The sequence below is a fragment of the Streptomyces zhihengii genome, assembly GCF_016919245.1.
Taxonomy (GTDB): domain Bacteria; phylum Actinomycetota; class Actinomycetes; order Streptomycetales; family Streptomycetaceae; genus Streptomyces; species Streptomyces zhihengii.
Map to the genome: position 1 here is coordinate 4,957,863 of NZ_JAFEJA010000001.1, position 23,000 is coordinate 4,980,862.

The 23,000-nt window shown below is 73.5% G+C and carries 22 protein-coding genes; 9 read left to right on the forward strand and 13 right to left on the reverse strand.

The annotated features are described in order from the left end of the window. Positions 1–32: 32 nt before the first annotated feature. The 3 genes from JE024_RS20990 to JE024_RS21000 all read right to left on the reverse strand — a co-directional run bounded on the left by JE024_RS20990 (position 33) and on the right by JE024_RS21000 (position 3,641). Positions 33–911, reverse strand: coding sequence for a hypothetical protein (locus JE024_RS20990; RefSeq protein WP_435813443.1), 879 nt, complete (start codon positions 909–911; stop codon positions 33–35). A gap of 268 nt (positions 912–1,179) precedes the next feature. Then, a complete protein-coding gene (locus tag JE024_RS20995; RefSeq protein ID WP_205375069.1) occupies positions 1,180–2,400 on the reverse strand; it encodes an acetyl-CoA C-acetyltransferase in 1,221 nt (406 codons plus the stop codon). Positions 2,401–2,627: 227 nt separating this feature from the next. Beyond that, positions 2,628–3,641, reverse strand: coding sequence for an SGNH/GDSL hydrolase family protein (locus JE024_RS21000; RefSeq protein WP_205376646.1), 1,014 nt, complete (start codon positions 3,639–3,641; stop codon positions 2,628–2,630). Positions 3,642–3,791: 150 nt separating this feature from the next. Between JE024_RS21000 and JE024_RS21005 the strand changes: the two genes are divergently transcribed. Continuing rightward, positions 3,792–5,177, forward strand: coding sequence for a cystathionine beta-synthase (locus JE024_RS21005; RefSeq protein ID WP_205375070.1), 1,386 nt, complete (start codon positions 3,792–3,794; stop codon positions 5,175–5,177). Between the two features lie 408 nt (positions 5,178–5,585). Here the strand turns inward: JE024_RS21005 and JE024_RS21010 are convergent, their stop codons facing one another. Next, the gene (locus JE024_RS21010) at positions 5,586–6,011 is read right to left on the reverse strand and encodes a hypothetical protein (protein WP_205375071.1); all 426 of its coding nucleotides are present in this window, start codon (positions 6,009–6,011) and stop codon (positions 5,586–5,588) included. A gap of 217 nt (positions 6,012–6,228) precedes the next feature. Between JE024_RS21010 and JE024_RS21015 the strand changes: the two genes are divergently transcribed. Both JE024_RS21015 and JE024_RS21020 read left to right on the forward strand, forming a co-directional pair. After that, a complete protein-coding gene (locus JE024_RS21015; RefSeq protein WP_205375072.1) occupies positions 6,229–7,068 on the forward strand; it encodes a MurR/RpiR family transcriptional regulator in 840 nt (279 codons plus the stop codon). Between the two features lie 366 nt (positions 7,069–7,434). Further along, the gene (locus JE024_RS21020) at positions 7,435–7,968 is read left to right on the forward strand and encodes a hypothetical protein (protein ID WP_205376647.1); all 534 of its coding nucleotides are present in this window, start codon (positions 7,435–7,437) and stop codon (positions 7,966–7,968) included. A gap of 14 nt (positions 7,969–7,982) precedes the next feature. Here the strand turns inward: JE024_RS21020 and JE024_RS21025 are convergent, their stop codons facing one another. From JE024_RS21025 to JE024_RS21055, 7 genes are all read right to left on the reverse strand, one after another. Further along, on the reverse strand, positions 7,983–8,354 hold the full coding sequence (locus JE024_RS21025; RefSeq protein ID WP_187740817.1) for a hypothetical protein: 372 nt from the start codon (positions 8,352–8,354) through the stop codon (positions 7,983–7,985). Between the two features lie 88 nt (positions 8,355–8,442). Then, positions 8,443–8,829 (reverse strand): roadblock/LC7 domain-containing protein, encoded by a 387-nt coding sequence (locus JE024_RS21030; RefSeq protein WP_372449821.1) that lies wholly within the window; start codon positions 8,827–8,829, stop codon positions 8,443–8,445. Positions 8,830–8,911: 82 nt separating this feature from the next. Continuing rightward, positions 8,912–9,679, reverse strand: a complete 768-nt coding sequence (locus JE024_RS21035) for a transcriptional regulator (protein WP_205375074.1) — start codon at positions 9,677–9,679, stop codon at positions 8,912–8,914. Then, positions 9,676–10,080 (reverse strand): hypothetical protein, encoded by a 405-nt coding sequence (locus tag JE024_RS21040; RefSeq protein ID WP_205375075.1) that lies wholly within the window; start codon positions 10,078–10,080, stop codon positions 9,676–9,678. Before JE024_RS21040 ends, JE024_RS21035 begins: the two co-directional genes overlap by 4 nt. A gap of 182 nt (positions 10,081–10,262) precedes the next feature. Next, positions 10,263–11,651, reverse strand: a complete 1,389-nt coding sequence (locus tag JE024_RS21045) for an APC family permease (protein WP_205375076.1) — start codon at positions 11,649–11,651, stop codon at positions 10,263–10,265. A 111-nt stretch (positions 11,652–11,762) separates the two neighbouring features. Continuing rightward, positions 11,763–12,227, reverse strand: a complete 465-nt coding sequence (locus tag JE024_RS21050) for an SRPBCC family protein (protein WP_205375077.1) — start codon at positions 12,225–12,227, stop codon at positions 11,763–11,765. A 40-nt stretch (positions 12,228–12,267) separates the two neighbouring features. Beyond that, a complete protein-coding gene (locus JE024_RS21055) occupies positions 12,268–13,587 on the reverse strand; it encodes a type III PLP-dependent enzyme domain-containing protein (RefSeq protein ID WP_205375078.1) in 1,320 nt (439 codons plus the stop codon). A 135-nt stretch (positions 13,588–13,722) separates the two neighbouring features. On the opposite strand from JE024_RS21055, the gene hutU reads away from it, so the two are divergent. From hutU to hutI, 4 genes are read left to right on the forward strand one after another with little or no spacing between them, the layout of a single operon-like run. After that, the gene (gene hutU, locus JE024_RS21060) at positions 13,723–15,387 is read left to right on the forward strand and encodes a urocanate hydratase (RefSeq protein ID WP_205375079.1); all 1,665 of its coding nucleotides are present in this window, start codon (positions 13,723–13,725) and stop codon (positions 15,385–15,387) included. Beyond that, the gene (locus tag JE024_RS21065) at positions 15,384–16,595 is read left to right on the forward strand and encodes an allantoate amidohydrolase (protein ID WP_244883014.1); all 1,212 of its coding nucleotides are present in this window, start codon (positions 15,384–15,386) and stop codon (positions 16,593–16,595) included. The genes hutU and JE024_RS21065 overlap by 4 nt, the downstream gene beginning before the upstream one ends. Further along, on the forward strand, positions 16,586–17,938 hold the full coding sequence (locus tag JE024_RS21070; RefSeq protein WP_205375080.1) for a formimidoylglutamate deiminase: 1,353 nt from the start codon (positions 16,586–16,588) through the stop codon (positions 17,936–17,938). Before JE024_RS21065 ends, JE024_RS21070 begins: the two co-directional genes overlap by 10 nt. Before the next feature lie 17 nt (positions 17,939–17,955). Further along, entirely contained in the window at positions 17,956–19,212 is a 1,257-nt protein-coding gene (gene hutI, locus JE024_RS21075) for an imidazolonepropionase (RefSeq protein WP_205375081.1), read from the forward strand. Positions 19,213–19,569: 357 nt separating this feature from the next. Here the strand turns inward: hutI and JE024_RS21080 are convergent, their stop codons facing one another. Further along, entirely contained in the window at positions 19,570–20,442 is an 873-nt protein-coding gene (locus tag JE024_RS21080; RefSeq protein ID WP_205375082.1) for an NmrA family NAD(P)-binding protein, read from the reverse strand. Between the two features lie 276 nt (positions 20,443–20,718). Further along, positions 20,719–21,651, reverse strand: coding sequence for an RNA polymerase sigma factor SigF (locus tag JE024_RS21085; protein ID WP_205375083.1), 933 nt, complete (start codon positions 21,649–21,651; stop codon positions 20,719–20,721). 283 nt (positions 21,652–21,934) lie between these two features. Between JE024_RS21085 and JE024_RS21090 the strand changes: the two genes are divergently transcribed. Together JE024_RS21090 and JE024_RS21095 are read left to right on the forward strand one after the other, a co-directional pair. Continuing rightward, the gene (locus JE024_RS21090) at positions 21,935–22,306 is read left to right on the forward strand and encodes an STAS domain-containing protein (RefSeq protein WP_205375084.1); all 372 of its coding nucleotides are present in this window, start codon (positions 21,935–21,937) and stop codon (positions 22,304–22,306) included. A 172-nt stretch (positions 22,307–22,478) separates the two neighbouring features. Then, positions 22,479–22,976, forward strand: a complete 498-nt coding sequence (locus tag JE024_RS21095) for an ATP-binding protein (protein WP_205375085.1) — start codon at positions 22,479–22,481, stop codon at positions 22,974–22,976. Positions 22,977–23,000 lie beyond the last annotated feature (24 nt).

The window sequence follows — 23,000 nt, forward strand, 5'->3', positions numbered from 1 at the left end:
CGGGCCCGGCCGCGGCCGGGCCCCGGGGCGGTTCAGTGGGAGGCGATCACGCGGTCGGCGAGGATGTAGACGCTCTCTTCGCCGCAGGTGAACGTCAGGGCGTAGGCGCCGGAGACACCGGACCCGCCCAGCAGGACCGGGGCCGTGCCCGCGCGCAGCGCCTCCGCGAGACGCTCGGCGGTCTCCCGGTGACCGGGGGTCATGCACAGGGTCGTGCCGTCGGTGAAGACGTACACGTCCAGGGTGCCCAGCGGGCCGGGCCGCACGTCGGCCAGTTCGGTGCCCGCGTCGGCGAGCTCCTCCAGCCGTGCCACCGTCCGCTCGTGGTCGGTGACCACGGGAGTCTGGACCGGGACGAAGTCGGGGTGCGAGGGGTGGCGACGGCGGGCGGCGGCCAGCTCGGGAGAGTCCTCGGCGAACTCCGTCAGCTCCGGCAGCTCGGCCAGGCCGACGGCGTCGGCCGTGTCGGACAGGCCGTCGAGGGCCTCGACCGCTTCCACGGCCTCCAGGTCCATCGCCTCCAGCCCGGCGAAATCGGCCTGGCGCGGCACGTAGAACGGCGTGATGTCGTCGCCGCCGCCGGTGAGCCCGCTCAGCAGCGAGGAGTCGCCCGGGAAGCGGGCGGAGGTGTCGGCGGCGTCCCTGGCCTCCTGCGCGGCCCAGAAGGCCCGCGCCTCGGCCAGCTCGCGCTCCCGCTCCTCGGCGAGGGCCTCGGCGACCGCCGCGCGTATCTCGGCGGTGTCACTGCTGCGGGCCTGGGGGACGGACGCGGTGGGACCGGTGCCGCAGGACGACGCGGCGAGTTCGGTGCGCAGCGCGGCGACCTGCCTGCGGAGCCCGTGGGCGGCGTGCAGGGCAGCGGCGCCCACGGCCGTCGCGGCGGCCGTGGTCAGCAGCAGGGCAAGAGACATGGCGCTCACTGACGTACTCCCGGTTTCACTCGATACCCCCGACTTCCTACATCAGCTTGCGGTGCGACCGCGCCTCCTGTCAGTGCATTACGTCACGAATTGGACAGGACTTTGTGCCTCGTGTTTAGCCCTGAAACGGGGATGACCTGCTGAAACGGTTCTCCCCCAGGAGATAGGTCACATCCTGGGGGAGATTGAGTCACGAACCGGGGTAGGCGGCCTCGGGCCGGAGCCCGTGCCTCGGGCGACCCCTACCCTCCGCTACGGCTCAGCTGAGCCGCTCGATGACCATGGCCATGCCCTGGCCGCCGCCCACGCACATCGTCTCAAGGCCGAACTGCTTGTCGTGGAACTGGAGGCTGTTGATCAGGGTGCCGGTGATGCGGGCGCCGGTCATGCCGAAGGGGTGGCCGACCGCGATGGCGCCGCCGTTGACGTTGACCTTGTCGATGTCGAAGCCGAGGTCCCGGTAGGACGGGATGACCTGCGCCGCGAACGCCTCGTTGATCTCGACCAGGTCGATGTCCGAGGTGGTGAGCCCCGCGCGGCTCAGCGCCTGCTTCGACGCCTCGACCGGGCCGAGGCCCATGATCTCGGGGGAGAGGCCGGAGACGCCGGTGGAGACGATGCGCGCGAGCGGGGTGAGGCCGAGCTCGCGGGCCTTGGTGTCGCTCATGATGACGAGCGCCGCGGCGCCGTCGTTCAGCGGGCAGCAGTTGGCCGCGGTGACCAGGCCGTCGGGGCGGAAGACGGGCTTGAGGCCCTGGACGCCCTCCAGCGTGACGCCCGCGCGGGGGCCGTCGTCCTTGCTGACGACGGTGCCGTCGGGGGTGGTCACCGGGGTGATCTCGCGCTCCCAGAAGCCGTTCTTGAGGGCTTCCTCGGCGAGGTTCTGCGAGCGGACGCCGAACTCGTCCATGTCCTGGCGGGTCACGCCCTTCCAGCGGGCGAGGTTCTCGGCGGTCTGCCCCATCGCGATGTACGCGTCGGGCACCACGCCGTCCTCGCGCGGGTCGTGCCAGGTCGAGCCCTCGGACTCGGCGACGGCGACCGTGCGGGCCTCGGCCTCGGCGAAGAACGGGTTGTGCGTGTCCGGCAGGCTGTCGGAGTTGCCCTTCACGAAGCGGGACACCATCTCGACACCGGCCGAGATGAAGACGTCGCCCTCGCCGGCCTTGATGGCGTGCAGCGCCATCCGGGAGGTCTGGAGCGAGGAGGAGCAGTAGCGGGTGACGGTGCAGCCCGGGAGGTGGTCCATCCCCATCTGGACGGCGACGATCCGGCCCAGGTTGTTGCCCTGCTCGCCGCCGGGCAGGCCGCAGCCGAGCATCAGGTCGTCGATGTCGCGCGGGTCCAGCTCGGGGACCTTGGCGAGCGCCGCCTGGATGATCGTGGCGGTCAGGTCGTCGGGCCGCAGCTCCTTCAGGGAGCCCTTGAAGGCCCGGCCGATGGGCGAACGGGCGGCAGAGACGATCACGGCTTCGGGCATCACGGCTCCATGAGGGAAGGGGGACGGGCTGTCTGGGAAGTTACCCGTACGTATGCCCGCGGTCACGGTGCGGACCGTGTGATGCGGGCCTCTTTTCTAAGCGGGCGCTTGCTCAGTACCGAGTGTGCCACGTCACCGCCCCTGCGCGCCGGTGTCCCCGGCCGCCCGTTCCCCGCCCGCCCCGGTGGCCCGCCCCGCCGTGGAGCGGACCCGGCGGGGCCCGGGTGTCAGGACGGGCCGGCGCGGTCCTCGGCCGGCGCCGTGTGGTCGGCGGGCTCGTGGGACGCGGCGTCCGCGGCCGGCAGCCGGCGCCGCCGCCGGTGCTTGAGCAGCGCCCAGGGCGCCCGGGCGCCCGTGACCTCGGTGCCCGCCTCCGACGCCGCGGTCGCCGCCGCCCGTGCCACCGGCAGCATGTCCTCGTCGCGGTCGACGTCCAGTGCGTCGCTCTCCGGCCACAGGCCGAGGGCCGCGCACAGCGTCGGCAGCATCGCCATCGCGGCCGTCGCGTAGCCCTCGGCCGAGGGGTGGTAGTTGTCCGCTCCGAACATCTCCCGCGGATTGGCCGCGAACTCGGGCCCGAGCAGATCGCCCAGCGAGACCGTCCGTCCGCCCTGCTCCACCACCACGATCGTCTGGGCCGCCGCGAGCTGGCGGCTGACCCGGCGGGCCAGCCAGCGCAGCGGCTGGTACACCGGCTCGATGGTGCCGAGGTCGGGGCAGGTGCCGACGATCACCTCGGCCCCGGCCGTGCGCAGCCTGCGCACGGCCGACGCCAGGTACCGCACCGACTGCGTGGGCGGCATCCGGTGGGTGACGTCGTTCGCCCCGATCATGATCACGCAGGCGTCCGGCGTCCGGGTGCGGTCCGCCAGGAGCTGGGTGACCTGGCGCTCCAGGTCGTCCGAGCGCGCCCCGGGCAGGGCGATGTTCCTGACCTCGACCGGGCGCTCGGCGACCGCCGCCAGCCCGGACGCGAGCAGGGCGCCGGGGGTGTGCCCGGCCCGGCGCACCCCTTGGCCCGCCGCCGTGGAGTCGCCCAGGACGGCGAGATGGAGCGGGTTCTCCCGGCCGAAGGAGAGCCCGTACAGGCCGTTGCCCCGGGGTGGGATCGGCGCCGTGCCGCCTCCCACCGAGCGTTTCGCCAACTGGACCTCCGCCAGCAGCACCCCCACGGCCGCCGCGCCGATGAGTCCGACGCTGCCGCCGCCGTATGCCGCACCTGCCGCGATGCGCCTGGCCACCCTCGCCCTCGACACAGCCACCTCCTCGCGATCGTCCCGGACCGCCGTCGTGCGCGTACAAGACGTAACTGCCCCGTAGCCGCCGTCGCCCAATCACCCGCGTATCCGGCATACGCTGGCCGCACCATTACGGAGACCCCGGAGAACATTGTGCGTATCCACGACTCGATGATCAGTCTCGTCGGCGACACCCCGCTGGTGCGGCTGAACAACGTGACCGAAGGCATCTCGGCGACCGTCCTCGCCAAGGTCGAGTACTTCAACCCGGGCGGTTCGGTGAAGGACCGGATCGCCCTGCGGATGATCGAGGCCGCCGAGCAGAGCGGCGAGCTGCGGCCCGGTGGCACCATCGTCGAGCCCACCAGCGGCAACACCGGTGTGGGACTGGCGATCGTGGCCCAGCAGAAGGGCTACAAGTGCATCTTCGTCTGCCCGGACAAGGTGTCCACCGACAAGATCAACGTGCTGCGCGCGTACGGCGCCGAGGTCGTCGTCTGCCCCACGGCGGTCGACCCGGAGCACCCGGACTCCTACTACAACGTCTCGGACCGGCTGGTCCGTGAGACGCCGGGCGCCTGGAAGCCCGACCAGTACTCCAACCCGAACAACCCGCGCTCGCACTACGAGACGACCGGTCCCGAGCTGTGGGAGCAGACCGACGGCCGGATCACCCACTTCGTCGCGGGCGTCGGCACCGGCGGCACCATCTCCGGCACCGGCCGCTACCTCAAGGAGGTCAGCGACGGCGCGGTGAAGATCGTCGGCGCCGACCCGGAGGGCTCCGTCTACTCCGGCGGATCCGGCCGCCCCTACCTCGTCGAGGGCGTCGGCGAGGACTTCTGGCCGAGCGCCTACGACCGGACCGTGACCGACGAGATCGTCGCGGTGTCCGACAAGGACTCCTTCCAGATGACCCGCCGCCTCGCCAAGGAGGAGGGCCTGCTCGTCGGCGGCTCCTGCGGCATGGCCGTGGTCGCCGCGCTGCGGGTCGCCGAGCGGCTCGGCCCCGACGACATCGTGGTGGTGCTGCTGCCGGACAGCGGCCGCGGCTACCTCTCCAAGATCTTCAACGACGAGTGGATGGCCGACTACGGCTTCCTGGAGAGCGGCGGCGCCAGCGTCGCCGAGGTGCTGCGCCACAAGGAGGGCGGCGCGCTGCCCAGCCTCGTCCACATGCACCCCGAGGAGACCGTGGGCCAGGCCATCGAGGTGCTCCGGGAGTACGGCGTCTCGCAGATGCCGATCGTCAAGCCGGGCGCCGGCCACCCGGACGTGATGGCCGCCGAGGTCATCGGCTCGGTGGTGGAGCGCGAGCTGCTGGACGCGCTGTTCACCCAGCGGGCCTCGCTGCACGACCCGCTGGAGAAGCACATGTCCGCGCCGCTGCCCCAGGTCGGCTCCGGCGAGCCCGTCGCGGACCTGATGGCGGTGCTCGGCGAGTCGGCCGACGCGGCGATCGTGCTGGTCGAGGGCAAGCCCACCGGCGTGGTGAGCCGTCAGGACCTGCTCGCCTTCCTCGCGGGCGACGTGAAGTGACGCCGTGCGCCGGTCCGGAGTGACGCAGGCCCCCACGGGCCGGCGCCCTTCGCGCAACCGGCGCCCTTCGCGGCACCGGCGCTCTTCGCGCAACCGGCGCCCTTCGCGGACCGGCGTCACCGGCGTCCTTCGCACAAACGGTACGAGCACGTCACGTACGCGCAGCACCCGCTTAACACGCGTCCTGCACAGTGAACGGTGTCGGCAGGGGGACCGGGCAGGTGACCCGGCCGGCAAGGACGGCGTCCAGGACTACGGAGCGGCTCCCGGACCTCCAGGACGCCCAGGACGCGTAGACCGGCCCTGACCCGGTCCGTGTCCCTCGCGGGGACCGCCGTCGTCCCGCCCTCCGGTTCGCCGGGGGGGCGGCGGTCCCCGCGCCAACTTCCCGGCACGGGGACGCCGTGGTCAGTCCTCCCAGTCGGACGCGCGGCGCCGGTCGGCGGCGCGCTGCCACGGCCACAGATGGGCCGCGTTGGCCACGTTCACACCCACGATGCCCAGCCAGGTGACGACCAGTCCGGCGAGGTCCGCGTTGGCCACGCCGATCGCCGACAGCGGGATCGCCAGGACCATGGTGACGACGGCGAAGCCGTAGCGTTCGCCGAAGTGGGAACCGGCCGGGCGGCCGGGCTGCGCGCCGCCGCGCGCCACCACCATCTGCTGCTCGGCGAGCTGCCGGCGCACCCTGCGGTCCACCGTGCCGTCCACTCGCTGCTCGATCTTCTCCAGGAACGACTCCACGAGCGCGGAGTCGTACTCCTCGCCCAGGTCGCGGCGGGCGTGCAGGGTGGCGTCGAGCTCCTTCTTGAGCTCTTGGTCGCGGGCTTCCATAGGGGGAAATGTAGAAGAGCGGGATGCGTGCGTCAGTGGGGCTAGCACCCCTCTTGGGGTGGGGAGCCCCCGCCGGGGCCGCGGACCGGCCCGCCGCGGGCCCGCTGGTACGGACCTACCCGTCCGTACCGCTTGCCGCGCCTGTATATCGTCATGCAGAGTTCTTGATGACTGAATACGGGGCCGGACGAGGGCCCCGGGCCCTAGGGGGATGGCAATGAGCGACAGCCCTGCCGCACGGCTGCAGCTTCTGTTCGAGGGGCACCGGCTCACCCCCACCCAGCGGCGCATCGCCCACAGCATGGTCCGCAGGGCGGCGGACGTGCCCTTCCTCTCCAGCGTCGAGCTCGCCGACCTCGCGGGGGTCAGCCAGCCCTCCGTCACCCGCTTCGCGGTGGCGCTCGGCTTCGACGGCTACCCGGCGCTGCGCAAGCATCTGCGGGACGTCGCGCCCCCGGAGACCGCGACGGCGCACGGCGACGAGCTCAACGAGTACCAGCAGGCGGTGCAGGCCGAGATCGAGAACCTGCGGCAGCTCTCCGCGATGCTCGCCGACCCCGCGCCCGTCGCCCGCGCGGGGCGCCTGCTCGCCGCCTCCCGCCCGCTGCCCGTGCTCGGGCTGCGCGCCGCCTCCTCGCAGGCCCGCGGCTTCGCCTACTTCGCCGCCAAGGTCCACCCCGACGTGCGGCTCCTCGACGAGGGCGGCTCGATGCTCGCGGACCGGGTCGACGCCGCGCGCCGGGCGGGCGCCACGGCGCTGATCTGCTTCGCGCTGCCCCGCCACCCGCGGGAGGTGGTGGCCGCGCTGGAGTACGCCCGCTCCACGGGGCTGACCGTCGTCACCGTCGCCGACTCGGCCTTCGCGCCCGTCGCCGCCCACAGCGACCTGCTGATCCCCGCCGCCGTCGGCACCGGTCTCGCCTTCGACACCGCCTGCGCCCCGATGCTGCTGGGCCGGGTGCTGCTGGAGGCCATGTGCGACGACCTGCCGGACGCGCAGGCGCGGCTGGAGGACTTCGACACCCAGGCGGCGGCCCGCGGCCTGTTCACGGACTGAGCCGCCGGGGCGTCGCGTCCGGCGGGACCGCGGGACCGCGGGACCCTCGGGCCGGAGGCTCGGCCGGACCGCCGGACCGCCGGACCGCCAGACCGTCGAGCCGGTGGCTTCCGAGGCCGCCGGACCGTCGGGCCGGTGCTTCCGAGGCCGCCCCTCCGTCAGGACCGGCCGGCCCGCCGGGCCGCTCTCATGGTGCGCTCAGAATGGCCCACTACCGTCCCTCGCCGACGGAACGCGATGCCGTCCGGCAGGACGCGGGGCGGCGACGGAGGGAGTGGGCGAGTGGGGCGCGGTCGGGTGCGGTCCCGGGCGGGACGCGGCGCGGTGACGGGGGAGAACGGGCGCGGGACGCAGTCGCTGGCGCGGGTGGCGGTGGCCGTCCGGGCGGGCGCGGCGCCGCTGTGGTGGGCCGGGGTCCTCGCGGCCGGGGCCGGGATCTGGGCGCCCGGGCTGACGGGGCGCCGGATCGGCGTGTGGGCCGGGGCGGCCCTCTTCCTGCTGACCGCCGTCGCCGTCGCGCTGGTGCGCCGCCGGCGGTACACCCACTTCGCGGGGTGCGGCACCCGGGCGGGCCGCCACGACGTGCTCCAGGACCGCCGGGTGACGCTGCGGATGCGGCGCCGTGCCCTGAGCCGGTGGCTGCCGGCCGCGTTCGCCGTGGCCGTCGGCTCCTCGTTCGCGGTGCCCGCCGCGGGCGGCGCGGTGCTCGCCGGGGCGGGGGCCGGACTCTGGGCGAAGGCGGTGTGGATCGGCCGTGCCGAGCGGGACGGTGACACGCTGCTGTGGGTACGCACGGACCGGCTCGCGGGCGGACCGGTGGGCAGCCGGGTCAAGGGCTTCCGTACGACGGGCATCGCGGCGGGCGACGCCGCGCCCGGCGGGGCGCGGCGCCGACGCTGACGCCGGACGGTCGCTCAGACCTCCAGCTCGGCCTCGATCTTCCGCAGCTGGTGACGGGACATCGCGAGGTTGGCGCGCTGCTTGTCGAGCGCCAGGTAGAGGAACAGCCCGTTGGAACCACGGCTCTTGAGCAGCCGGATCATGTGGTACTGGGTGTCGAGGGTGATCAGGATGTCCTCGATCTCCTCCTTCAGCCCCAGGTGCTCCATGGTGCGCACCTTGGCGCGGACCACGTCGGTGTTGCCGGCGGCCGCGACGTTGAGGTCGAGGTCCTTGCCGCCGCCGATGGTGCCCAGCGCCATGCCGCTGGTGTAGTCGACGAGGGCGGCCCCGATCGCTCCGTCGATGGTCATCGCTTCCTTGAGCGCTGCTTCGGTGTTGGCCACGGCGGGCGCACCTTCCTTCCGTCTGGTCCGGCTCCGGCCGGCTGTCGTTGCGTTGCGTGCGGGTTGTCTGGCGGGGGTGGCAGCCATGTCAGGCGTCCTGTGTCCGTTCGAGCGCGCCGTCGACGAGCTCGCCGATGCGGGCGCCGGCGCGGCGGGCTTCGAGATGGAGCCGGCCGACGTTGATCCTCGGCTCGGCCAGTACCGTGAGCACGGCCGCGGAGCCGGCCGCGTAGGTGGCGACGTATCCCCTCTCGCCGCGGACGAGCAGTTCCTTGAAACCGCCCTGGCCGGTCGCCTCGGTCAGGCGCAGCGCGACACCGAGCGCGGCGGCGGTGAGGGCGGCGACCCCTTCCGCCTCGGCGGTGTCCGACGCCAGCACCAGGCCGTCGGCGCTCGCCGCGAGTGCTCCGGTGAGCTGCGGCACCCTGGCGCGCAGCCGTCTGATCTCGCCGAGCACGTCGGCCTCGGCCGTCATGAGCTGTCTCCTCTCGGCGCGCAGCCGCAGCGCGCGCCTCATGACGGGACACGCCGGGCCCGGTGGGTCGGGCGGCGGTGATTCACAGGCTTGCCTCCAGTGCGTCGCGGAGCCGGCGGAGCAGGGCGATGTCCGGATCGGCGGGGAACTGGGAGACCCAGCCGGGGAGTGGGTCGGCGGCTTCCACCACCGGCTCGGACGGTGTCTCGACGAGTCCGGCGGCGGCCATCCGCCGCACCTCGACCAGGGTGTTGAAGGCGGGCCGGCCGAGTGCCCTGGCGATGGCCGACGGGGTGCGCACGCCGTCGGCCATCGCCAGCAGGTCCTGCTGGCGCCGGGACGCCCCGGCGCGCGCCGAGCCCCGGACGAGGGGCGCGGTGTCGACCTCGGGGTAGGGCCACACGGTCTCCAGCAGGCCGCGGCGTCGGCGGGCCTCGCGGGCCACGTCCGCCGCGGGCACCGGGCGGATGCTGCCGATCCAGTGCGCCACGCCGTAGCGGAAGCGGGTGGGGCCGCTGGTCGGGGCGAGGGCGAAGAAGGCGGCGTCGTGGAGGGCGGCGAGATGGCAGATCTCCAGTTCGCCGTCGGCGAGCTGGCCGCTGTCGACCAGGAAGCGGGCCACCTCGCGCCGGGCGCCGGCCCGGGCGACGGCCTCCTCCCAGCCGGTGCGCGGCAGCCGCCCGCTCGCGGTGAGCAGCACGTCGATGCCGGGCGCCGCCGGGCTCTCGGCGTGCACGACCTGGCCGTCCGCCAGGTACAGCGCGCCGTGGTCGCGGACGAGGACGCCGGTGGCCCGCTCCTCGGCGAGCCGGGCGAGCATCGGGGAGACGGCCGTCGCCGCGGAGGTCATCCGAGGACCAGCCGCTCGGCGATGTCGGCCATCCGCAGCCGGGCGAGGGCCAGGTTGCCGGTCTCCCGGTCGAGCCACAGATGGAGGAAGACGCTGCTGTCGAAGGTGGTCTCGACGAAGCGGATCACGTGATAGCCGTTGCGGGTGGTGACGATGAGGTCCTCCACCGGTAAGCCCTTGACGCCGCGCTCCGCGGGGGCGGTGTCGTCGGGGGCGAACGACGGGTACTCGGCGGCCATCCGGGCCAGTTCGGCCGTCTCCGCCGCCGTGGCCTCCACATCGCCGCCGGGCGTCTCCCCGATGGCGCCGAGCGCGAGCCCGCTGGTCCAGTCCACGATCGCCGCTCCGCGTGCCCCCGGCACCACCATCGCCTGCAGCAGGCATTCGTCGATTCCGGGCACGCGGAACTCCCCTCCCCGCCTCGGTACGGCCCGCACGGATGCTGGCCGGTGACGGAGAGGCTACGCAACGTGGTCCCCGCTGTGGGCAGTTCTGGCAAATTCACGTGGGACATGCCCCGTCGGCGATAAGGTCCGCGGCCGAAAACCGCCGACGGGGCGGACGCGGCGGCCCGCGCCGCCGCTCAGCCCTCCGGCCGCAGCTTCAGGAACAGCTTGTTCAGGCCCCACAGCAGCACGCCGATGCCGATCAGCCCGCCCGCGCGGATGTAGACCTCCGCCGCCCGGTCGGCGAGCGGACTGGCCAGAACCAGTGCGGTGAGGGCGCCGAGGACGGGCAGGACGGTCGGCGTCCGGAAGTGCGCGTGGCCGACCCGGTCCTTCCGGAGCACCAGGACGGCCACGTTGACCACCGCGAAGACGCAGAGCAGCAGGAACGAGGTGGTGTCGCCGAGCCCCTCGATCTCGCCCGTCGACACCAGTCCGATGGCGAGCACGGTGACGAAGACGATCCCGGTGACCGGGGTGCGGCGGCGGGGGAGCACCTTGCCCATGGCCTTGGGCAGGACGCGTTCGTTGGCCAGTCCGTAGCAGAGCCGGGAGGCCATCATGATGTTGATCAGGGCGGAGTTGGTGACGGCGAAGAGGGCGATCAGCGCGAAGAGCTTGGGCGGGAAGTCGACTCCGCCCGCCTTCACGACCTCCAGCAGCGGGCCGCTGGAGCCCTCCAGGGTGCGGTGGTCGACGAGCAGCGAGGACACCAGCGCGACGAGCACGTAGATGGTGCCGGTGACGGTGACGCCGATGAAGATGGCGCGGGGGAAGGTGCGGACGGGATCCTTCGTCTCCTCGGCCATGTTGACCGAGTCCTCGAAGCCGACGAAGGCGAAGAAACCGAGCGCGGTGGCGCCGAGCACGCCGGTGATCAGCGCGTATCCGGTGCCCGACGACTCGAACTCGGTCAGCCGGGCGGGCTCCCCGTCGCCGCTCATGACGGCCCAGGCGCCGATGCCCAGGATGATCGCCAGGCCGGTCAGCTCGACCGCGGTGAGCACCACGTTGGTCTTCACCGACTCCGAGACGCCGCGCAGCGCGAGGCAGGCGAGGGCGACGATGAAGACGATCGCGATCAGGGTGGCCGGGATCGCGTCGGTGAACTCCTGGAAGTAGTCGCCGCTGAAGGCGCGGGCCGCCGCGCTGGCGGACGACAGTCCCGAGCACATCACCATGAAGGCGACGATGAAGGTCAGGAACGGCACCTTGAACGCCTTCTGGGTGTAGAGCGCGGCGCCCGCGGCCTTCGGGTACTTCCCGACGAGTTCGACGTACGAGGCGGCGGTCAGCAGGGCGACCACGAAGCCGATGAGGAACGGCAGCCACAGGGCGCCGCCCACCTTGCCGGCGACCTTGCCGGTGGTGGCGTAGATGCCCGTGCCGAGGATGTCGCCGATGACGAAGAGGATGAGCAGCTTCGGGCCGATGGCCCGCTTCAGGGAGGGCGAACCGTCCGCCTCCTCCGTCGTCGCCGTCGTCTCTGTCTTCTCCGTGCTGGGCCGTGGGCCGGATCCGCTCATCGAGGTCCTCTTCCGCTCGCCGGTGGGGATTTTTCTGCCCGGTGCGGCCGAGGTGATTCCCCCCGTCCTCGCACGGCTGTGCGGTGGCGGTGCGGCGGGGGTGCGGTGGTGTCAGTGCGCGCGGTGCTCCACGGCGAGCGCCACGTCCGCCAGGTCGCGGGCGATCGCCCGCCGGACGGCGCGGGCGCCCAGTGCCCCGAACGCCTTGGCCAGCAGCCCCTTGACGCCCCCCGGGGGCACGGCGGTGAAGGTCATGTGGACGGTGGTCGTCTCGGGGCCGGCGGTGAGCAGGCGGAACTCGGAGATGTACCGGGTGCCGTGCGACTCGGCCTCCACCCGGTAGCGCTCGGCCGGTTCGACGGCCGTCACCCGCATCTCCTCGGTGGCCTCCTTGCCGAACATCCGGCGGGTCTCGCGCCAGCGGGTGCCGACGCCGAAGCCGCCCGGGGTGAGCACCTCGACCTTCTCGACGCCGCTGAGCACGGACTCCCATGCCGTCAGGTCGGTCATCGTCTCCCACACCCGCCCGGGAGGCGCCTGGATCACGCGTTCGACCACGACCGTGCTGGTTGCCATGTCTTCCATGGAACCACCGGGGTGCGGCCCCCGCCCCGCCTCAGGTGCCGAGCAGGGCGTCCCGGTGCTCCGCGCCCGCCTCCGCGACGAGCAGCTCCACGGACTGGGCCTCCCGCACGAGGGTGAAGGACATCCGGTCCGGGCCGTCCGCGGTGAAGCCGCGCACGGCGACCCGGGGGAGGCTGTTGTAGCCGTAGTGGCTGGTGAAGCAGTACGCGCCGGTGTCCGGCAGGGCGATCACGTCGCCCCGTTCCAGCAGCGGCAGCGCCCGCCGCTCGGCGATCAGATCGCCCGCGAAACAGGCGGGGCCGGCGATGTCCTGGGCCACCGGCGGCCCGGTGCGGGGCCTGCCCGCGGCGTCGTAGGCGAACACGCGCAGCGGCCAGGACACCGGGTCGTACACGGTGCGGGTGGCCACCTGGACACCGGCGTGGGTGACGGCGATCGGGCGGCCGCCCGCGGTCTTGGCGTACTCGACCCGGGCGAGGAGGAGCCCGTGCTTGGCGATCAGGGAGCGGCCGAACTCGGTCACCAGGCCGTAGCGCCCGTCGAACAGGCCCGGGACGTGCTTTTTCATCAGCCGGGCGTACTCCTCGTACGTCGGCGTGTGGTCGTCGCCGGTGAAGTCCACCGGGAGGCCGCCGCCGATGTCCACGGTGTCGACCCGGCGGCGCCCGGCCGCCGCGTTGATCTCCTCGGCCAGTTCGTACACGGCCCGCACACCTTCCGCCATCCGGGTGAGGGCCATGCCCTGGGAGCCCGAGTGGACGTGCAGGCGGGTGAGCCGGGGGCGGTCGAGGAAGGCGCGGACGACCCGCTCGCGGGCCCCCGGGTCGGCGAGGGCGAAGCCGAACTTGGAGGTGGCGGTCGCCGTGGACAGCGCGCCGATGGAACCGCCGCCGAGCTGCGGGTTCACCCGCAGGCCGAGGGGCGAGGCGGAGGCCGCGGCGGCCGGCAGGGCGTCCAGGAGGGCGAGCTCCTGCGGGTTGTCGGCGTTGACGGCGACGCCCAGGGCGAGGGCTTCCCGCAGCTCGTCCTCCGTCTTGGCGGGGGAGTCGAGCACGGTGCGCGCCGGCTCGATCCCGGCCGCGCGGGCGAGCGCCAGCTCGCCGGGGCTCGCCGCCTCCGCGCCGATGCCCTCGGAGCGCAGCAGCGCGAGGACGGGCACGAGCGGCGCCGCCTTCACGGCGAAGGCGTGCAGGACGGGCGCGGTGGTGACGGCGGCGAAGGCCCTGCGCAGCGCGGCCGCCGACGCGCGGATTCCCGCCACGTCGAGCAGGCCCACGACGGGTGGGCCCCCGGACAGGAGCCCCTGCTCCACGGCGGTGCGGACGGCCAGGTCACGGAGTTCCGGGCGCATGGCCGCCAGCCAATCACCGGCACGTGCCCGGCGCAGTGGTTGACTAGAACTATTCATGCGGCCAGGATGTGAATACAGAGTTGAACAGTCAGCGCCCGCGACCGCGGACGCCGGGTGACGCGAGGAGGCATCGCCATGTCAGGACCCCGCCCCGTACGGGCACCGCGCGGTACGGAACTGAGCGCCCTGGGATGGCAGCAGGAAGCCGCCCTCCGCATGCTCCAGAACAACCTCGACCCCGAGGTCGCCGAGCACCCCGACAAGCTCGTCGTCTACGGCGGCACCGGAAAGGCCGCCCGCGACTGGCGCTCCTTCGACGCCATGGTGCGCACCCTGCGGACCCTCAAGCAGGACGAGACGATGCTCGTCCAGTCGGGCCGCCCGGTCGGCGTCATGCAGACCCACGAGTGGGCCCCGCGCGTCCTGATCGCCAACTCCAACCTGGTGGGCGACTGGGCCAACTGGGAGGAGTTCCGGCGCCTGGAGGCCCTCGGCCTCACCATGTACGGCCAGATGACGGCCGGTTCCTGGATCTACATCGGGACCCAGGGCATCCTCCAGGGCACCTACGAGACCTTCGCCGCCGTCGCCGCCAAGAAGTTCGGCGGCACCCTGGCCGGCACCATCACCCTCACCGCCGGCCTCGGCGGCATGGGCGGCGCCCAGCCGCTCGCCGTCACCATGAACGACGGCGTCGCCATCTGCATCGACTGCGACCCCCGCGCCATCGACCGCCGCATCGAGCACCGCTACCTCGACGTGAAGGCCGACAGCCCGGCCCACGCCCTCCGGCTGGCGACCGAGGCGCGCGACGCCCGCCGCCCGCTCTCCATCGGCCTCCTCGGCAACGCCGCGGACCTGCTGCCGCGGCTGCTCGCCGAGGGCGCGCCGATCGACATCGTCACGGACCAGACCTCCGCCCACGACCCGCTGGCCTACCTGCCGTCGGGCATGGCCTTCGAGGACATGGCGGACGCGGCGGCCAAGGACCCGGCGGGCTTCACCACCCGCGCCCGCGAGTCCATGGCGCGCCACGTCGAGGCGATGGTCGGCTTCATGGACGCGGGTGCCGAGGTCTTCGACTACGGCAACTCGATCCGCGGCGAGGCCCAGCTCGCCGGCTACGACCGGGCGTTCGCCTTCCCCGGCTTCGTGCCCGCCTACATCCGCCCGCTGTTCTGCGAGGGCAAGGGCCCGTTCCGCTGGGCGGCGCTGTCCGGCGAGGCGTCCGACATCCACCGGACGGACAAGGCGATCCTCGACCTCTTCCCGGAGAACGAGTCCCTGCACCGCTGGATCAGGATGGCCGGCGAGCGCGTCCACTTCCAGGGCCTGCCCGCCCGCATCTGCTGGCTCGGCTACGGCGAACGCGACCGGGCCGGCGAGCGCTTCAACGACATGGTCGCCTCCGGGGAGCTCCAGGCCCCGCTGGCCATCGGCCGGGACCACCTCGACTGCGGCTCCGTCGCCTCCCCGTACCGCGAGACCGAGGCCATGCTCGACGGCTCCGACGCCATCGCCGACTGGCCGCTCCTCAACGCCATGGTCAACGTCGCCTCCGGCGCCTCCTGGGTCTCCCTCCACCACGGCGGCGGTGTCGGCATGGGCCGCTCCATCCACGCCGGCCAGGTCACGGTCGCCGACGGCACCGCGCTCGCGGGCGAGAAGATCCGCCGGGTGCTCACCAACGACCCCGGCATGGGCGTCATCCGCCACGTCGACGCGGGCTACGACATCGCCGAGTCCGTGTCCGACGCCAAGGGCGTCCGTGTCCCGATGCGGGAGGACGACTCCGCGTGAGCGAGACCTTTCACGCCATGTGGCGGTCGCTGCGGCCCATCGGCCGCAGCGCCGCCTCCGGCGGCTACCGCCGCTACGCCTGGACCGGGGCCGACGCCGACTGCCGGCTGTGGTTCCGGATGCAGGCGGAGGCCCGGCGGCTGGACTACGAGGTCGACCGGAACGGCAACCAGTGGGCCTGGCTCGGCGACCGGGAGGCCGGCGACGCCGTGGTCACCGGCTCGCACCTGGACTCCGTCCCCGACGGCGGCGCCTTCGACGGGCCGCTCGGCGTGGTGTCCGCCTTCGCCGCGCTCGACGAACTGCGCTCCCGCGGCGCGCTGTTCCGGCGCCCCTTCGCCGTCGTCAACTTCGCCGACGAGGAGGGCGCCCGCTTCGGCCTCGCCTGCGTCGGCTCCCGCCTGGTCTCCGGGCAGCTGACGAAGGCGCAGGCGTACGCGCTGCACGACGCCGACGGGATCAGCCTCCCCGAGGCCATGGAGGCCGCCGGGCACGACCCCGCGGGCATCGGCCCCGACCCGGCGCGGCTCGCCCGGATCGGCGCCTTCGTCGAGCTCCATGTGGAACAGGGCAGGGCCCTCGACCTCTCCGGGGACGCCATCGGCATCGCCTCGGCGATCTGGCCGCACGGCCGCTGGCGCTACGACTTCGCCGGCGAGGCCAACCACGCGGGCACCACCCGTCTCGTCGACCGCCGGGACCCGATGCTCACCTACGCAGAGACGGTGCTCGCCGCCCGGCGCGAGGCCGAACTCGCGGGCGCCGTGGCCACCTTCGGCAAGATCGCCGTCGAGCCCAACGGGGTCAACGCCATCCCCTCCCTCGTCCGCGGCTGGCTCGACGCCCGGGCCGCCGACCACGCGGCGCTCGACACGGTCGTCGCCGGGATCGAGGCCGCCGCGCGCGAGCACGCCGCCCGCCAGGGCATCGACCTGACCGTCGTCCGGGAGTCGTTCACCCCGGTGGTGGAGTTCGCGCACGCGCTGCGCGACGAGCTCGCGGGCATCCTCGGCGAGAAGACCCCCGTGCTCGGCACCGGCGCGGGACACGACGCCGGAATCCTCTCCGGATCCGTCCCGACCGCCATGCTGTTCGTACGGAACCCCACCGGCGTCTCGCACTCCCCGGCCGAGACCGCGGCCGAGGACGACTGCGTCGCCGGGGTCCTCGCACTCGCCGACGTCCTGGAGGGTCTCGCGTGCAGGTGACGTACTGGCTGGAGCACGCCTGGCTCGACCCGGACGTCGAGCCGGGCGTGACCCTGACCGTGTCGGCCGGCGGCTCCGGCACGGACGGCCGGATCACCGGGGTGCGCACCGGGGAGGCCACCCCGCCGCCCGGCGCCGTCGTCCTGCGCGGACTGACCGTGCCCGGCCTCGCCAACGCCCACTCGCACGCCTTCCACCGGGCGCTGCGCGGTACCGTCCAGGTCGGCTCCGGCACCTTCTGGACCTGGCGCGAGGTGATGTACCGGGTCGCCTCCCGCCTCACCCCGGACACGTACCACGACCTCGCCCGCGCGGTGTACGCGGAGATGGCCCTGGCCGGGATCACTGCCGTCGGCGAGTTCCACTATGTGCACCACGCGCCCGGCGGGACGCGCTACGCCGACCCCAACGCGATGGGCGAGGCCCTCGTGGCGGCGGCCGCCGACGCGGGGATCCGGATCACCCTGCTCGACACGGCCTACCTCTCCTCCGGCTTCGGCGCCGCCCCCGGCAAGCACCAGCTCCGCTTCTCCGACGGCACGGCCGACGCCTGGGCCGAGCGGGTGTCCCGGCTGAAGGACCGGGACGGCGCACGCATCGGCGCGGCCGTCCACTCCGTCCGTGCCGTGCCCGCGGACCAGCTCGCCACCGTGGCCGCCTGGGCCGCCGAACGCGGCGCACCGCTCCATGTCCACCTCTCGGAGCAGACGGCCGAGAACGACGCCTGCCTCGCCGCGCACGGCCGCACGCCCACCGAACTGCTCGCCGAGCACGGGGTGCTGGGCCCGCGGACCACGGGCGTCCACAACACCCATCTCACCGAGCACGACATCGCGCTCCTCGGGAACTCGGGCACCGGCACCTGCATGTGCCCGACGACCGAACGCGACCTCGCCGACGGCATCGGCCCCGCCGTCGCCCTCCAGCGCGCGGGCTCCCCGCTCTCGCTCGGCAGCGACAGCCACGCCGTCGTCGACCTGCTGGAGGAGGCGCGGGCCATGGAGCTGAACGAGCGCCTGCGCTCGCGCACCCGAGGTCACTGGACCGCGGCGGCCCTGCTGCGGGCCGCGTCGGCCGACGGCCACGCCGCACTCGGCTGGGAGGAGGCGGGCAGACTGGAACAGGGCGCGCTCGCCGACTTCACCACGATCGCCCTGGACTCCGTCAGGACAGCGGGGCCGGTGCCGCGTCTGGCAGCCGAGACGGCGGTATTCGCAGCGTCGGCAGCGGATGTGCGGCACACGGTCGTGGGAGGACGCCATGTCGTACGGGACGGCGCCCACCGCTCCGTACCGGACGTGGCCCGCGCCCTCGCGGACTCGATCGCCGCCCTGCGCGGCTGAAGGAGGCACCTCTCACCATGAACACGGGCCCCGCCGCGACGAACAGCCCGGTGGCCACCCCCGGACCCACGAGCGCGAACAGCGCCGTGGCGACGGAGGCCACCGCCATCGTCAACATCGCCAGTCTGGTCACCAACGATCCCTCCCTCGGTGAGGGAACGCCCCTCGGTCTGATCAGGGACGCGGCCGTCGTCGTCGAAGGCGACCGTGTCGTCTGGGTCGGTGGATCAAGCAAAGCACCCGCCACTGACAACCGGATCGACGCCGGGGGACGGGCGGTGATCCCCGGCTTCGTGGACTCCCACTCGCACCTGGTCTTCGCCGGCGACCGCACCGCCGAGTTCAACGCCCGGATGTCCGGACGCTCCTACTCCGCCGGCGGCATCCGCACCACGGTCGCCGCCACCCGCGCCGCGAGCGACGAGGAGCTGGAGGCCAACCTCGTCCGCCACCTCGACGAGGCGCTCCGCCAGGGCACCACCACCTTCGAGACCAAGTCCGGCTACGGGCTCACCGTCGAGGACGAGGCCCGGGCGCTGCGGATCGCCGCGCGCCACACGGACGAGGTGACCTACCTCGGCGCCCACATCGTCGCGCCCGAGTTCGCGGACGACCCGGCGGCCTATGTCGCCCTGGTCACCGGCGAGATGCTCGACGCCTGCGCGCCGCACGCCCGCTGGGTCGACGTGTTCTGCGAGAAGGGCGCCTTCGACGGCGACCAGGCCCGGGCGATCCTCACGGCGGGCAGGGCCAAGGGCCTGGTGCCGCGCGTGCACGCCAACCAGCTCACGTACGGCCCCGGGGTGCAGCTCGCCGTGGAGCTCGGCGCCGCCTCGGCCGACCACTGCACCCACCTCACCGACGAGGACGTCGACGCCCTCGCGAACGGCTCCACCGTGGCCACGCTGCTGCCCGGCGCGGAGTTCTCCACCCGGGCCGAGTGGCCCGACGCCCGGCGGCTGCTCGACGCGGGGGCCACCGTCGCCCTGTCGACGGACTGCAACCCCGGCTCGTCGTTCACCTCGTCGATGCCCTTCTGCATCGCCCTGGCCGTACGGGACATGGGCATGACGCCCGACGAGGCCCTGTGGTCCGCGACCGCCGGCGGGGCGGCGGCCCTGCGCCGCACGGACATCGGCCGCCTCACCCCGGGCGCCCGCGCCGACCTGGTCGTCCTGGACGCCCCGAGCCACGTCCACCTCGCCTACCGCCCGGGCGTCCCCCTGGCCCACCACGTCCTCCGCGCCGGCCTCCCCATCCCCACCGGCGTCTGAGACGACCGCACCGCGGGGCGCGGTGCTCCCCGTACCGGGGGCCCGGTCGCTTGTTCCAGCCCCGCCGGCGTTCGAGGCGACCGCGCGGAGCGCGGTGCCGCTCGTGCCGGGGCGCGGCGGCACACGTCCCGCAGCGCCCACGGGCCCCGGCAGGGGCATGCCGGGGCGCGGTGCCGCCCGGGCCCGCTCACGGCACCTGGCGGCTGTGGGGGTGCCCCGTGCGCGGTGCCGCTCGTGCCGGGCTCGGCGGCACGCGCCCCGCACCGCCCACGGGCCCCGGCAGGGGCGTGCCGGGGCGCGGCGGCACGCGCGGCCGGTGAACGCCCCGCACTCTCAGCAGCGCCCCCGCCAGGCCCCTCACCCCAGCAGATGCGCCCAACTGCGCGGGTGCGCCGCCAGGTAGGCGCGGAGCGACTGGGCCGGGTGCCCGGCGAGCCGGGGCACCGCGTCCGAGACGAGGGCCATCTCGCCCGCGCCGATGGCCTCGTAGGACGTCACCCAGCCCGTGACCTCCCACTCCTCGGCTCCGTACCCGGCGCGGGAGGCGAACGCCTCGTCGTGGGACTCGGAGAGGTAGCGGACGGTGCGCCCGGTGGCGAGGGTGAGTTCCGCCGCGGCCTCGGCGAGCGAGAACGCGGACGGCCCGGTGAGGTCGTACACCGTGCGTTCGTGCGCACCCGTCGCGTCCAGCAGCACGGCGGTGGCCGCGTCGGCGATGTCGTCGTGCGCCACCGCGGCGACCCGGCCCTGCCCCGCCGGCCCGCGCAGCACCCCGTCCGCGCCGGTCATCGCCGGGATCGCGGCCAGGTAGAAGTTGTCCCGCAGGAAGGTGTGGCGCACCCCTGCCGCCCGGATGTACTCCTCGGTGTGGAAGTGGTCGCGGGCGAAGGTGAAGGTGGCCCGCGGGGCCGCTCCCACGAACGAGAGGTACACGATCCGGCCCACGCCCGCCGCGAGGGCCGCGTCCACGGCCGTGTGGTGCTCCCGCACCCGGTCGGGGGCCTCGTGGGCGGAGACCAGGAAGAGGGTGTCCGCGCCGTCCAGCGCCCGGCGCATGGCCTCGCCGTCGCCGTAGGCGGCGGCGGGCGCGGCCACCGCGCCCGGCAGCCGGGGCAGCCGGTCCGGGTCGCGGCCGATCAGCCTGGTCGCCGCACCCGCCTCGGCGAGCCGGCGCGCCACCTTGCCGCCGACCTGCCCGCGGGCTCCGGTGACTGCGATGACCTCGGGCATGACACGGTCCTCTCGACGACGGCACGGCACGACACGCACCTCACGGCACGACACCTCACGGCACGACACCTCACGGCACGGCACCTCACGACACGGGCACCGCACCACGCGGCACGACCGTGCGGAGTGCTCCAGTGTCACCGCGCCTCCCCGGGGCCGCGCGGCACGACATGCGCTCCCGGGAGGCGCGAACGACGCGCGAACGACGCGCGGGGGCCCGTTCCCTGACGGAACGGGCCCCCGCGCGTCGTGCACAGGCCGTGGTCGGCGACCGGCTCACTGCTCGACGGTGAGCCCCTTGCGCAGCTTGACCAGAGTCCTCGTCAGCAGCCGCGAGACGTGCATCTGCGAGATGCCGAGCTCCTCGCCGATCTCCGACTGCGTCATGTTCGCCACGAAGCGCAGGCTGAGGATCGTGCGGTCGCGGGCCGGGAGGGAGGCGATCATCGGCTTGAGGGACTCGACGTACTCGATGCCCTCGATGCCGTTGTCCTCGTAGCCGATGCGGTCCGCCAGCGCGCTCTCGCTGTCGTCGTCCTCCGGCTGGGCGTCCAGCGAGCTGGCCGTGTAGGCGTTGCTCGCCGCCATGCCCTCGGCGACCTCCTCACGGCTGATCCCGAGGTGCTCGGCCAGCTCGCCGGCGGTCGGCGCGCGGTCGAGGCGCTGGGACAGCTCGTCGCCGGCCTTCGCCAGTTCGAGCCGCAGCTCCTGGAGCCGGCGCGGGACGCGCACGGACCACGAGGTGTCGCGGAAGAAGCGCTTGATCTCGCCGATGATGGTCGGCATCGCGAAGGTCGGGAACTCGACGCCACGGCTGAGCTCGAACCGGTCGATCGCCTTGATCAGCCCGATCGTGCCGACCTGGACGATGTCCTCCATCGGTTCGCTGCGGGTGCGGAACCGCGACGCGGCGAACTTGACGAGTGCCAGGTTCAGTTCGATCAGGGTGTTGCGTACGTATGCGTGTGCGTGGGTGCCCTCTTCGAGGACGGCCAGCCGGTCGAAGAGCGTCTTGGACAGCGCGCGCGAGTCCAGCGTGCTCAATTCGCCGGGGTGGGGAATGTCCGGCAGGCCTTCGAGCCCGTCCGGGAGCCCCGCCGCGGTCCGGTACTCCTCGTCGTGGAGTTCCGCCGTGGCGAAGTCGTACGTTGCCGACGGCGCGGTGGGGGTACGCGAATCGTCGAGCCGGGGTGACATGGTCTCCTCCATCGTTCTCGGCATATGGCTGCCGAAGCCGTGCATGCTGCTGCGGTGAGCGGCGCCTCCAAAGCCGGCCTGTTTCGGATGTGTCCCTACTAGGCCTACCGGTTCCGCGGGACGGGTGGCAAGTGACGTCGCTTTGATATGTCCGTATTGTCGGGTAGTTCGGCTACCCGGCGGTGCGCGGAGGGCGGTAGTGTTCGGGGGTGTGCGCGACATCCGCAGGGATGTTGTGACATGCGGCACGAATACGGTGGACGAAGCAGCGACGACACGGCGAAGAGGGACGGGCATGGACCGCGAGACGGTCGGCAGCGTGAATCGGGGCCGACTCCAGGTCGAGGTTCGGACCGAGGGACGCAGCGAAATCGTGAGGCCGGCGGGTGAGTTGGATCACCACACGGCCGAACTGCTGCGCGTGCCCTTGGAAGAGGCGGTCGACCGGGGCCGGGTACGGCTGGTGGTCGACTGTTCGCAGCTCGATTTCTGCGACTCCACCGGACTCAATGTGCTGCTCGGCGCCCGGCTGAAGGCCGAGGCCGGCGGGGGAGGGGTTCATTTGGCGGGGATGCGGCCCGTGGTGGCCAGGGTCTTCGAGATCACCGGCGCCGAAGCCGTCTTCACCGTGCACGGCACGCTGGAAGACGCCCTGGCGGACGACTGAACGGTCCCCCTTCCGTGCCCGTACGTGCCGAGCGTCACGTGGGTCACGGAGACCGGTGGGTGTCGTCACGTCCCCTCCGGGCAGGAGACCCCCGCGGGGCGCCGCAGGCGGACCTCGTGAACACATGCAATGGCGAACTGGTGATTCGGTGAATCGGTGAGGTGAAGCGCTGATGAGCACCACCCGGCAGCAGCCGCCGGGCGAACTGGGCCCCGAGCCCGGCGACGCGGGCGCGGCACCGGCCGTTTCCGCACCGGCGGGCGGCGCGGTGCGCCGTCTCGCGCTCGGCAGTGCCAGCGGCATCGTCCCGCTCGCCCGCGACTTCACCCGGCAGGCCCTGTACGACTGGGGCTGGCTGCCCGCCGGGAGCGCCGAGCGCAGAGCGGCCGCCGAGGACGTCCTGCTGGTCGTCTCGGAGCTGGTCACCAACGCCTGTCTGCACGCCGACGGCCCGGAGGAGCTGCGCGTCGCGTCCGACGGCAAGGTGCTCCGCCTGGAGGTCACCGACCGCGGCGCGGGCCAGCCCGCCCCGCGGACGCCCCACCGGGCGGGTCGCCCCGGAGGCCACGGGATGTTCATCGTCCAGCGCCTCTGCCTCGACTGGGGCGTCGTGCGCGCCCCCGGCGCCCCCGGCAAGACGGTCTGGGCCGAACTGGCCGCCCCCGCCTGACGGGCACCCACGCGCTCGCCCGGC

Coding starts and splice junctions, on each gene's coding strand:
- JE024_RS20990 (WP_435813443.1), bottom strand. CDS start 911: ATGTCTCTTGCCCTGCTGCTGACCACGGCCGCCGCGACGGCCGTGGGC.
- JE024_RS20995 (WP_205375069.1), bottom strand. CDS start 2,400: ATGCCCGAAGCCGTGATCGTCTCTGCCGCCCGTTCGCCCATCGGCCGG.
- JE024_RS21010 (WP_205375071.1), bottom strand. CDS start 6,011: ATGGAAGCCCGCGACCAAGAGCTCAAGAAGGAGCTCGACGCCACCCTG.
- JE024_RS21015 (WP_205375072.1), top strand. CDS start 6,229: ATGAGCGACAGCCCTGCCGCACGGCTGCAGCTTCTGTTCGAGGGGCAC.
- JE024_RS21030 (WP_372449821.1), bottom strand. CDS start 8,829: ATGACGGCCGAGGCCGACGTGCTCGGCGAGATCAGACGGCTGCGCGCC.
- JE024_RS21035 (WP_205375074.1), bottom strand. CDS start 9,679: ATGACCTCCGCGGCGACGGCCGTCTCCCCGATGCTCGCCCGGCTCGCC.
- JE024_RS21045 (WP_205375076.1), bottom strand. CDS start 11,651: ATGAGCGGATCCGGCCCACGGCCCAGCACGGAGAAGACAGAGACGACG.
- JE024_RS21050 (WP_205375077.1), bottom strand. CDS start 12,227: ATGGCAACCAGCACGGTCGTGGTCGAACGCGTGATCCAGGCGCCTCCC.
- JE024_RS21055 (WP_205375078.1), bottom strand. CDS start 13,587: ATGCGCCCGGAACTCCGTGACCTGGCCGTCCGCACCGCCGTGGAGCAG.
- hutU (WP_205375079.1), top strand. CDS start 13,723: ATGTCAGGACCCCGCCCCGTACGGGCACCGCGCGGTACGGAACTGAGC.
- hutI (WP_205375081.1), top strand. CDS start 17,956: ATGAACACGGGCCCCGCCGCGACGAACAGCCCGGTGGCCACCCCCGGA.
- JE024_RS21080 (WP_205375082.1), bottom strand. CDS start 20,442: ATGCCCGAGGTCATCGCAGTCACCGGAGCCCGCGGGCAGGTCGGCGGC.
- JE024_RS21085 (WP_205375083.1), bottom strand. CDS start 21,651: ATGGAGGAGACCATGTCACCCCGGCTCGACGATTCGCGTACCCCCACC.
- JE024_RS21090 (WP_205375084.1), top strand. CDS start 21,935: ATGGACCGCGAGACGGTCGGCAGCGTGAATCGGGGCCGACTCCAGGTC.
- JE024_RS21095 (WP_205375085.1), top strand. CDS start 22,479: ATGAGCACCACCCGGCAGCAGCCGCCGGGCGAACTGGGCCCCGAGCCC.